Source organism: Streptomyces sp. PU-14G, assembly GCF_041028275.1.
GTDB lineage: Bacteria > Actinomycetota > Actinomycetes > Streptomycetales > Streptomycetaceae > Streptomyces.
This window is the reverse complement of sequence record NZ_JASKYT010000233.1, coordinates 1-10,400: the sequence shown is the minus strand read 5'-3', so window position 1 is coordinate 10,400 and position 10,400 is coordinate 1. Positions and strand designations below refer to the sequence as shown.

At 67.7% G+C, this 10,400-nt stretch carries 10 protein-coding genes and 1 pseudogene; 4 read left to right on the top strand and 7 right to left on the bottom strand.

The window, feature by feature from the left end; genetic code table 11:
* A pseudogene (locus AB8Z75_RS23690) lies at positions 1-198 on the top strand (IS701 family transposase); the annotation flags it as partial.
* Positions 199-358: 160 nt separating this feature from the next.
* On the opposite strand, the gene AB8Z75_RS23685 reads toward AB8Z75_RS23690, so the two are convergent.
* The 3 genes from AB8Z75_RS23685 to AB8Z75_RS23675 all read right to left on the bottom strand — a co-directional run bounded on the left by AB8Z75_RS23685 (position 359) and on the right by AB8Z75_RS23675 (position 3,807).
* The gene (locus AB8Z75_RS23685; protein ID WP_369205194.1) at positions 359-673 is read right to left on the bottom strand and encodes a hypothetical protein; all 315 of its coding nucleotides are present in this window, start codon (positions 671-673) and stop codon (positions 359-361) included.
* A 728-nt stretch (positions 674-1,401) separates the two neighbouring features.
* Positions 1,402-1,596, bottom strand: coding sequence for a DUF3987 domain-containing protein (locus AB8Z75_RS23680; RefSeq protein WP_369205198.1), 195 nt, complete (start codon positions 1,594-1,596; stop codon positions 1,402-1,404).
* 369 nt (positions 1,597-1,965) lie between these two features.
* A complete protein-coding gene (locus tag AB8Z75_RS23675) occupies positions 1,966-3,807 on the bottom strand; it encodes a pentapeptide repeat-containing protein (RefSeq protein WP_369205192.1) in 1,842 nt (613 codons plus the stop codon).
* A gap of 996 nt (positions 3,808-4,803) precedes the next feature.
* Here AB8Z75_RS23675 and AB8Z75_RS23670 point away from each other — a divergent pair.
* Together AB8Z75_RS23670 and AB8Z75_RS23665 are read left to right on the top strand one after the other, a co-directional pair.
* Positions 4,804-5,592 (top strand): GntR family transcriptional regulator, encoded by a 789-nt coding sequence (locus AB8Z75_RS23670; RefSeq protein ID WP_369205196.1) that lies wholly within the window; start codon positions 4,804-4,806, stop codon positions 5,590-5,592.
* Positions 5,593-5,598: 6 nt separating this feature from the next.
* On the top strand, positions 5,599-6,360 hold the full coding sequence (locus tag AB8Z75_RS23665) for a glycosyltransferase family 2 protein (RefSeq protein WP_369205190.1): 762 nt from the start codon (positions 5,599-5,601) through the stop codon (positions 6,358-6,360).
* Between the two features lie 123 nt (positions 6,361-6,483).
* Here the strand turns inward: AB8Z75_RS23665 and AB8Z75_RS23660 are convergent, their stop codons facing one another.
* From AB8Z75_RS23660 to AB8Z75_RS23645, 4 genes are all read right to left on the bottom strand, one after another.
* Complete coding sequence (locus tag AB8Z75_RS23660) at positions 6,484-6,672, bottom strand: hypothetical protein (RefSeq protein WP_369205188.1); 189 nt, start codon at positions 6,670-6,672, stop codon at positions 6,484-6,486.
* Between the two features lie 12 nt (positions 6,673-6,684).
* The gene (locus AB8Z75_RS23655) at positions 6,685-7,269 is read right to left on the bottom strand and encodes an ArsR/SmtB family transcription factor (RefSeq protein ID WP_369205186.1); all 585 of its coding nucleotides are present in this window, start codon (positions 7,267-7,269) and stop codon (positions 6,685-6,687) included.
* A 193-nt stretch (positions 7,270-7,462) separates the two neighbouring features.
* The gene (locus tag AB8Z75_RS23650) at positions 7,463-8,377 is read right to left on the bottom strand and encodes an FkbM family methyltransferase (RefSeq protein ID WP_369205184.1); all 915 of its coding nucleotides are present in this window, start codon (positions 8,375-8,377) and stop codon (positions 7,463-7,465) included.
* Between the two features lie 64 nt (positions 8,378-8,441).
* Positions 8,442-9,632 (bottom strand): amidohydrolase family protein, encoded by a 1,191-nt coding sequence (locus AB8Z75_RS23645; protein ID WP_369205182.1) that lies wholly within the window; start codon positions 9,630-9,632, stop codon positions 8,442-8,444.
* 148 nt (positions 9,633-9,780) lie between these two features.
* Between AB8Z75_RS23645 and AB8Z75_RS23640 the strand changes: the two genes are divergently transcribed.
* Positions 9,781-10,400 (top strand): AMP-binding protein (locus AB8Z75_RS23640; protein WP_369205180.1); only part of this gene is annotated, 620 nt, incomplete at its 3' end.

The following is a 10,400-nucleotide window of genomic DNA, read 5'->3' as shown; positions in this document are numbered from 1 at the left end:
GGAGATCTACTACTACATCGCCTACTGCCCCGCCCAGACCACCCTGGATGACCTGATCCGCATCGTGGGCAGCCGATGGGCCATCGAGGAATGCTTCCAGAGCGCCAACCACGAATGCGGCCTGGACGACTACCCGGGAAAGCAGAAACGGATCCTCCCAGCTCATCCACCTCAGCCTCGCCGAGATCAGACGCCTGATCACCCGCCTCACCGACCGGCGCCCCACCCCGGTCGACGACGTTCTGCACTGGTCACACTGGCGCCGACGACGCCAGCACCAAGCCCGCATCAGCCACTACAAACGACGCGGACACAGCCCCTGACCTGGCCACCAGCCACCGCAAGCACCGTTGCAGTACTAGGACTCCAGGCCCCGTTCCTCCATGGCCGCTTCGCTACGCCGATTTGCTCGTTCCTGTGACTGGCTGAGGACCTTGGCGTAGACGAACGCCCAGCTGTAGAGAGCCGTGCGGACGGTCCTGGCGTCAGGCATGCCCTTCGTGTCCTTGACCAGCGCGGGCGTGACAGTGGCCATGGCCATGGCCTCGGCCAGGGTTCGCCGGGTTGAGGCGGGGGAGTCCGTCCATTTCATCTCGATGTAGTTGCGGGCGTGCTCGTACCACGAGATGTCCCGCGTCTTGGTGACCAAGGACTTCGGCAGGCCACTGTCCACGTCGAACGGCTCTCCCTCGCGGGAGGCCGTGATGAGCTGGGCTCGGCGGCTCTCCGCCAGGCCCAGCGTGAGGAACGATTCCGAGTGCGGGCGTGTGCACTACCTTCCAGCGCAGTTGGAAGGCGTGCTTCCATCCCTCGCGCTTGCGGATGGCCCAGATCTTGACGGTGAAGCTCCACTCGGTCACGCCGCCTCCAGCTCTGCCTGCAACTCGTCCAGGTCGCTTCGACGCACCCGCAGGTGTTCGTTCGGTAGCCGCCGCGCGCGGTCCCCAACCTCGGTTCCGCCAGCGGTACCAGGTGGCGCGAGTGATCCCGAGCTCATCCAGCACGGCGGCCAGCGGAAGCAGTTCATCGGTGGGTGCCGTTGCGCGACGGTTGGCCAAGGTGCTCCTCCTCCGGGGCGTGCGGCTGGACTGACGGGCCGCTGCCGCAGAAACCGCAGAAACCTGCGTGCTTGGCTTCTGACCAGGGACGTCGTGGTTGGTTTGCTGGATGCCGCAGAAAGCTGGGGATGTGCCGCAGAAATACGGGTCAGTTGGGCTCTCCGGGCCGTCGGCAGCAGCACGCGGCCATTTGTGCGGCGGTTCCGCTGCTTTCTGCGGAGACTGGCCCGACGCGGTGCCGAGGATGCTGCGCTGCTGGTCAGCGCGCCCGCCGTGGGGTTTCTGTTGTGGCTGCGGTTTGTGTGGCCGGACGGCGGCGCGCGGGGCTGTACGTGCGGTCATGTCAGCCCCTCCCGCACTGGGGGTGGATGAGGTACCGGGGGGCCTGTGGACGGCCGCGCTTGCCGTTCCGGGGCGGTGTGTCGGCGAAGTATTCGCCGATCTCGATGGCGGCCAGCATGGTGCTGTCAGCGATGGGCTTGCCGTATCCGTCGTGCAGGTGCGCGGCCAGGTGCAGCAGACCGGCGATGCGCGCGATGGCGCCGACCAGCTTGCCCGCCCACTTCTGGAGGTGGCCCAGCTTGCCGCCCGGAGTTGGATCTCCAGCTCTTCAGCGCCTTGTCGGCGGCTGGAGTGAGCTGGAGTGCGGCCGGGTCTGTCCAGTCCGCCAGGGAGAGCGTGAGCGCGCGCTCCGCCAGGCGCTCGAAGCCTCCCACCGGGCACTGAATGACGTTCTCCGCGTCGCTGACAGTAGGGGTGACCGCCTGGCGGCCTATGAGGACGTTGCAAGCTCGTGTGACGACAAAGAGCGGGGCAGCCAGGATGACGACGATCCGCACCTTCGTGCGGATGCGTTCGGCTGACGGCCTGGCAGAAGACCAATTCAGGGCCACGCGTTCAGCACTGCTCAGCGCTTGATGCGTCCGCGGACGGCGAGAACAGCGAGGGCGAGCAGTGCGGGTTCCAAGAGGCGGGAGGTCATCTCGATGTAGGTGCCGGCGGTGGTGAGATTCTGTCCGCTGGATCGGAACACTACTGAGTTAAGCGTGACGTTCGCGGCTTTCTCGAAGCGCTTGCCGGTGAATCTGTCCCCGGTGGGGTTGCGGGGGTCGTCCTTTTCTATCTCGAAGGTGACCCTGCCTCCGCCGGGCGGCACGGTGCCAGTCGCTTGCTGCTTTGGGGAGTCCTGAGGGAGTCCGAAGCCCATCAGCAGCATGATGGTGACTAGCATGGCGACAGCGAGCCACCCCAGAGCACGGGAGGCGCGCAAGCCATAGCCTGACAGCGCCCAGTAGCCGTGCAATAGTCCGCGTTCCGCGCGGGTGGTGCCGGTGTGGTCGTGGCGGCGCATCTCCATCTCGCCGTAGTAGAAATCTGCTGCACCCGGCTCGTTTTTGCCGTCCTCGTACGACTTGCGCAGCGCCCGGTACACCGGCGCCAGTTGCGTTGGCCCGACGTGGTCGGTGTTGAATACCGCCGCGTTCCATTCCTGGACTGCTGATGGCTGGTTCGCGCGCCAGTGGTGTTCTTCGGCGAGGACGCGGCGCTGGGTGAACCGTACCGGGTGCCAGCGTCGCCAGGTTGTACCGGGCGGGACGGTGCTGAAGGAGCACGCGCCTTCCAGTCGTAGTTGGTCAAGGTGCACGGTGCCGGTAAACAGACACCTCGACAGGTCGATGTCGGCGAGGACAAGATGAGCTGCGTCCACCCCCCGCAGCGACGTGATCCGCACGGTGGCGTCGGGCACGTCAGCAAGAGCCTGCTCTGCCAGTTGTTCGCCGTGGAGTACGAAAGGGACGGCCTCTCCGGTGATCGTCAGGGGGTACTCGAAGACGGCGTGGGCGAAGTCCACCATTGCGTATCGCAAGCGCAACTCGGCCGTTGACGACCAAAGGGTGCGCTGGCATTCAAGGTGGCGAGTGGCGAATGTGAGGGTTGCCGGGCCGTTGAACACTGCCCCGGACAACTTCACCCACTCTGCGCACACGAACGGCCCGAGGCTGACCGGCTGTTCAAAAACTGCCTGCTCGAACCAGGCGGTGTCCTCGAAGGCTGTCTCCTCGAATCCGGGGACGCTCTGGAAGGTAGCCGACTCGAACCAGGCGAGCTGCCGGAAGGTTGCTGACTTGAACCAGGCGTCCCCTTGGAAGACTGTCGACTGGAAGCTAGTAGTGCCCTGGAAGGCCACCGATCCGAAACCAGCGGCCTGTTGGAAGGTTGCCTCGTTGAACGAAATGGATGCTTCGAAGGTTGACGATTCGAAATCGGCGAGGCGCCGGAAGGCTGCTGCCCTGAACCAAGCAGCGTCCTGGAAGGCTGTCGATCTGAACCAGACATTGCTGTGGAAGGCCGTCGAGTCGAACCAGGCGGTGCCCGCGAAGGTCGCGGAGGGGAAGCACGCACCCCGTTCGAAGGTCGTGGAGCGAAACCAGGCTTTACCGAGGAACGTTGCCGAGTCGAAGTAGGTCTCGCCGAGCCGGGGGTGCCCTGTGGCAGGGTCGCGGACGGCGTCGAGAAGAGCATGCAGAAGGGATTCGGTGAAGGTGGTGCCGCGGTGGTCGATGTTGGCGCCTGGTCGCAGGTCGGCCAGGTAGGCGTCGCGGTCGGCGTCTGCCAGGTGGGCGAGGCATGCGGTATGTCCGGGGACGTGGACGCCGGGGCAGCCGACCGGGTCGGTAGCAGGGTCTGCGCCGTGGGCGCAGTGCGGCCAGGACGGCGCCCCGGGCATGGGCTGTGCGGACGTGCTCATCGCGTGGCGGCTCCATGATCTCTGGCGTCAAAGGGCGAACGGGGTGCGTGCTGGCCCCTCGCTGGTAAGGGCCTGACCTCACGGACGGGATTCTGGCGGTGTAGCGGCCCATGACCGTTTCCCCCGCAGTGATGGGCGTTCGGGACTGGTAGGTGGTCCGGACTGCGCGCCCTGGTGGCTTCCCCAGGTCAGCGACAACCTGGCCGCCTCCGCAGCCGTCCGTATCGGTAACCTTTCGGCCCCACGACGATGAGCGTCCAGCCCCGTTCCTCCCCGTCCTGCGTCAGCTACCATGCAGCCCACCAAAGGGCCGATGCCCTGCGTCCGGCGGAACTTCCCCGACCAGTCAGTCCCCACTGGTAACAAGCCTGCCAGGCTCGATACGGCAGCACGGGATCGAGTAAAAGATGAACACCAAACCGCTGCCCCCCGCCGCCACCCCCCGGTGGGCTGGCATGAGTTCCAGCTCCGGGGTGACGGAGGGCGACGATCACTGAGGCGGCAGGGGAGAAGTTGAGGCATGCTTCTCGCCTCCCACGGCGCTAGAGAAGAGAGCCTTGCGTTGTAGCCCGGCGTGGTCCAGGCGAGCCCACCATCGAGGCGCGTGGACCAGGCGTGGACCCAGCGGCGAAGATGCCCAATGAAGAAGGGCAAAGGCACTGGCGAAGGCCAGTTGCCAGTTCCCGCATCAGGGGCCTGTAAATCTGCCGGCTCAGCCTTCCCAGGTTCGAATCCTGGCGCCGCCACAGCGGAGTAAAGACCCCTCCCACCTCGCGAAACAGCAGGTGAGAGGGGTCTTTTCGTGCGCCGGGCTCGCCATGGGGCTCGACGGAGCCCGACTCGCGCAGGCCACCCGCCGGCCACCCGTCGCGGGCGAGTAGGGGACCTCGACACGACAGCTCGGGTGACGCCACGACGGATCGCGCTCCTCTAGTCGTCAAGAGGACATGAGGACTCGTATGCTGAGCACCGCACCAGCGACAGGGGATGAGCGCAGTGGCGAAGGCCTACGAGCAGATCGCGGACGACCTGAGAGAGGCCATCCGCGCAGGTGAGCTGCCTCCTGGTGACAAGCTGCCGACCGAGGCGGAGCTCTCGAAGAAGTACCGGAAGACCCTGCCGACGGTCCGGCAGGCCCTCAGCCTTCTGCAGACGGAAGGGCTGATCGAGAAGCAGCACGGTCGGGGCAGCTTCGTGCGCAGGCCGCGCAAGCGCGTGACCCGCGGCAACCTGCGTCACCAGTGGGAGAAGAACCGCGCTCTGATTCCTGACGAGGAGCGGGCCCGGACGGGAGCCACGGAACACGACACCGGTCTCGAAATGGATGACCTGCTCTTTCACGCGCACTACCGCGAAGTGAGGGCGAGTGGCGATCTCGCGGCCGTCTTCGGCCTCACCGAGGGCTCAGCCCTGATCCAGCGGAACTACCGGACGAGGTACAGGGAGGAAGACGCTCCCTTCAACCTTGTGACCAGCTACCTCGTGCGCGACCACGTCTCCGGCAACCCCCGTCTGCTAGACGACGCGAACGAACCGTGGCCCGGTGGGACGATGCACCAGCTCCGGACGGTCGGCATCGAGATCGACCGCATAGAGGAGCACGTCACCGCTCGGCCGCCGACAGCGGAGGAAGCGGAGGAGCTTCGGCTCCTGCCCGGAACCTCCGTGCTCATCGTCCGGAAGGTCTCACGCGATGTCGAAGACCGCGCGGTCGAGGTCACGGACCTCGTGCTGCCGGGCGACCGCACCGAAATAATCTTCACCACGCAGCTCGAAAGGTGGTGACCCCTCGTGGGTCGCGTCGTCGTCGTCACCGCGGTGCACGGTCCATCGGCCTTCCATCTGCCCGACGCGTGGGAGTCGCTCAAGGGGCAGGAGCTTCCCCCCGGGTGGGAATGGCAGTGGGTCATCCAGGAGGACGGGGAGAGTGACGACGTCGCGCCCCACGTCCCGCGGGACGACCGCGTCTCGTTCGGGCAGGGGCGCGCGGGCGGGCCGGGCGTCGCCAGGACACTCGCCCTCTCCCGGGTGAGCCAGGACGTCGACCTGGTGCGTGTGCTGGACGCCGACGACATGCTGACGCCCGGGGCGCTGAGCCGGGACGTCGCCGTCCTCTCCTCGCGTCCCCACCTCGGCTGGACCACCGCGAAGGTGCTCGACCTGCTTCCCGACGGCTCGACCGTCGGTTTCGACCAGGACCCGCCCGAGGGGGCCGTCGAACGCGGCGCGGTCCTGGAGCACTGGCAGGCGCATGACTACCGGGCCCAGGTGCACCCCGCGACCCTGTGCGTCCGCCGGCACCTACTCGCCGCCCTCGGCGGCTGGACCGCGCTTCCGGCCTCCGAGGACACCGGGCTCCTCCTGGCCCTCGACGCCGTCGCGGAAGGCTGGTTCCACGGTGAGCCCGGACTCCTCTACCGGAAGTGGCCAGGGCAAGCCACAAGCCAGCCGCAACACGCGCAGACGGTCGAACGGGACGCGCGCATGGCCGTCGTGGAAGCCAGGGCGAAGGCGCTGCGCCACATGCGCTGGCAGTACCCCCCAAACGAGTAGGCCGCGTGCGGTCGACGAAGACCTGATCAGTCTGTGAAACGGCCCCGAGCGTGTCCCGCTGATCATTCTGCCGCACCGGGAGGGCCCAGGGCCCGTGGCCTGGGCCCTGGGTAGGGCGGCCGGCTAAGAAAGAGCGGTTGCGGGCCCGGGCTTGGCCGCCAGCCGCAGGCCGATCTCCACGAGAGTCCACCCGAGGCGGGTACGGAGGCCCGGGCGGTGCCGGGCCGCGGTGGCGAGGCGGTACGCGTCGACTTCGGCACGGAGTTCGACGGCGCGGGCGTGGTGCAAGACGAGGTGGGTCTCGGGGTGCATCGGGCTGCGGCCTCAATCCGTGGTGAGGGGGAACGCGTGTGTGTGGATCCGTACCTGGGCGGTCCCGGCGTCGTCTTCGTCGGAGGCGTGGTCGCGGTAGGTGTCGATGAGCGCGTGCATCCTCTCGACGAGCTCCCGGGAGCGTTCGGGTGTCAGCCACAGCGTCGCGCTGCTCATGTCATAGGTGCGGTTCCACTCCTCCGGCCATTCCAGGCGTTTGGCGAGCCATGCCGACAACTCTCGTGCATGGGCGCCGGCGACCTCGTGGAGGTAGACCTCGGCGGCACCGCGCACGTCCGGGCCGGCATCCGTGAGCAGTGCGTCTTCGAGGCGTAGGCCCTTGTAGACCGCCCTCCACCACCGCTCCCGCCCCTTGCCGCGCTCGGGGGCGTCCTCGATGAAGCCGTGGAGGGCGAGTTGGCGCAGGTGGTAGCTGGTGGCTCCGCTTGACTCGCCGAGTGCTTCGGCGAGTTGGGAGGCGGTGGACGGACCGTTGAAGCGCAGGGCGTCCAGCAGCCGCATGCGCAAGGGATGTGCGAGACCACGCAGGGAGCGGGCGTCGAGGCTACGGACCTGAGGGTCCTGTGGCTCGTTCATGGGCACAAGATAGCTATACAAAGAAGCCGTTGCAACGGGAGCTTTGCAACGGGTTCTTTGCAGAACTGGCTGATCGTTCCGGAACGAAGTCCGGAGCCGTTCCAGGCGGCTCCGCGGCGTCGCTGGGGGGGGAAGAGATCAGCCGAACTATCCGGCAGGACGGTCAGGTCTGCCCGGTTGCCACAACCTCGCTTCAGAGAACCTCGGCGTCGGTTCTGGAGAAGACGAGATCGCTGACCGCGGGCAGCGGACCGTGCCACCGGCGGGGCGGGTGCGGTGCGCGGAGGGCCGCCGGGTAGCTCTCGGGCCGGTAGCTGTTCGTGAGGCGGTACGCGTGGAAGCCGTGTTCGCGCAGCGTGCGCAGCAGTTCGGCTGGGTCGTCCCCGAGCTGTGCCATGCGCTCCGGGGCCACCTCGATCGCTATCTCCGCGTCCGGGCGCAGTCGGTCGAGTACGGGCTCCAGGCCGCGGATGGCAGCCCCTTCGCCGCCCTCGATGTCTATTTTGAGCACTCGGGCCCTCTCGATCTCCTCCGGCCGCAGCAGCTGGGCCAACGGCTGGGCGTCGGCCTCGAAGGCGGACGCCACCGGGCCGTCCCACGGAACCGCGCTGTTGGCACCCAGGTTGCGCGGGGACGCGAGCGTGAAGCGGAGCCTCTCGTGCCGCGCCGCTACCGCGGCGTTGAGGGCGCGGACGTTGGCGCAGTGGTTGAGCCGCAGGTTCCGGAGCGTCTGGTGGTGGAACGGCGCGGAGGCCTCGACCGCGGTGACAGTGCCGGTCTCGCCGACCAGCCGCGAGGCGAGAACGCTGAAGTAGCCGATGTTGGCCCCGACGTCCACGAAGCCGTCCCCGGGGCGCAGCCGCCGCATGAGCCAGCTCGTCATGTGCGGTTCCCACACGCCGAACAGGTAGAGGTAGCGCTGGATGAGGTCTTCGGTGTCCACCTCGAACACCGTGCCTGCCCGAGTCGTCACGGTGCGACGGCTCGGGCTCTTTGCGAAGTACTCGCTCAGCCGGCGTGAGAGGGGTGGTTTTTCCAGGCGGCCAGGGGCATACCGCACGTACCACCGTGCGGCCTCCGCCAGAAGCTCCGCTGCCCGTTTCCTCATCCGGGAACGATAGCTCTGCCGTGGCCCGGGTCCCGGCTCCGCTTCTGACCGAGGTCGTGGTCCGTTAGGTGAGGTCGAGGTCGAGCATGCGGATGGCGTTGCCGCGCATGAGTTTGTGGATGGTGGTCTGGTCGAGTCCGGTGACGTGGTCGAGGGCGATGTCTTTGGTGTGGGGGAAGGTGGAGTCGACGTGGGGGTAGTCGGTTTCGAAGGTGGCGTTGTCGGTGCCGATGGTCTCCAGGGCGGTGATGCCGTGTTTGTCGCGGAAGAAGCAGCAGTAGATCTGCCGGTAGTAGTAGGTGGAGGGGGGTTGGGGGATCAGGTCGCGGACGCCGCCCCAGGCGCGGTGTTCTTCCCAGACGTCGTCGGCGCGTTCGAGGGCGTAGGGGATCCAGCCCATCTGGCCTTCGCTGTAGGCGAGTTTGAGGCGGGGGTGTTTGACCAGGACGCCGCTGAAGAGGAAGTCCATCATCGAGGCCATGGCGTTGTTGAAGGACAGTGAGGCCTGGACGGCGGGGGGTGCGTCGGGGGAGGCGGCGGGCATCTGGGAGGAGGAGCCGATGTGCATGTTGACGACCGTGCCGGTCTCCTGGCAGGCGGCGAAGAAGGGGTCCCAGTAGCCGGTGTGGATGCTGGGCAGTCCCAGGTGGGTGGGGATCTCGCTGAAGGTGACGGCGCGTACTCCGCGGGCGGCGTTGCGGTGGATCTCGGCGACGGCCAGGTCGATGTCCCACAGCGGGATCAGGCACAGCGGGATGAGCCGGCCGCCGCTGTCGCCGCACCACTCCTCGACCATCCAGTCGTTGTAGGCGCGCACGCACGCCAGGGCGACGTCCTTGTCGTGGGCCTCGGCGAAGGTCTGGCCGCAAAAGCGGGGGAAGGTCGGGAAGCACAGCGAGGCCTCGACGTGGTTGAGGTCCATGTCGGCCAGCCGCGCGGCCGGGTCCCAGCAGCCGCGCCGCATCTGCTCGCGGGTGATGCCCTCCAACGTCATCTCGTCCCGGTCGAAACCGACCGCCGCGATCACCCGCTTGTAGGGGAAGAACAAGCCCTCGTACTCCCACCAGTCCGTGAGCTGGCCCTGCGGATCGGTGGTGAAGCGGTACTTGCCCCCCACGTACTCCAACGCACCGATCCCCGCCGTCAACGGCTTGGGCCCCCGATCCCGGTACTTGCGCGGCAACCACGTCTCAAACAAATGCGCCGGCTCGATCACATGATCATCAACACTCACGATCCGCGGAAGTTCCGTCACGGGTGTACCCCCTCGCGATACCGGCGCCCTACCGGTTTTTCTGATGGCCCGTCAGATAGAGGCTAGACCCGCCGCCTCTGGACCGACAAGGCGTCGCCCTCTACGCTTCCCCGAAACCTGACGACTCGTCAGTAAACAGGGAGGCGACATGCCAGCTGTCGCACGCGAACCCGGCGCTACAGCACCCGGACCCGGCGCCGCAGCACCCGAAACCGCCGCCGCGCAGAGGCCCGGTCCCGTACCCGCCCCCGACGCCGCGCAGGGGCCCGGTCCCGTACCCGCCCCCGACGCCGCGCCGGGGGTGAGCGACGCACACGCACTCGGTGCCGCCCGCACCCTGTGGGAGCTTCTCGTCCGCCGGGCGGAGCTCACCCCACAGGCTCCCGTACTGATCCAGGCCGCCGACGATCCGGCCGAGGACCGCACCGCCACCTTCGGCCTGCTGCGCAGCCGCGTCGAGCGCACCGCCGCCGGACTGTACGAGAAGGGCGTACGCCCCGGACAGACCGTCGCCTGGCAGCTGCCCACCCGCATCGAAACGGTCGTGCTCTCCCTGGCACTCGCCCGGCTCGGCGTACGCCAGACACCGCTCATCCCCGTGTACGGGGAGCGAGAGGTGGCTCTCGCCCTGCGCGCGACGGACTCCGCCTGGTACGTCCACCCCGGCACCTGGCGCGGCAGGGACTACGCGTCCCTCGCCGACCGGATCAGCACACGGCTCGGCCTGACACCGCGCACCCTGACCGCCTACGACACCCTCCCCGACGG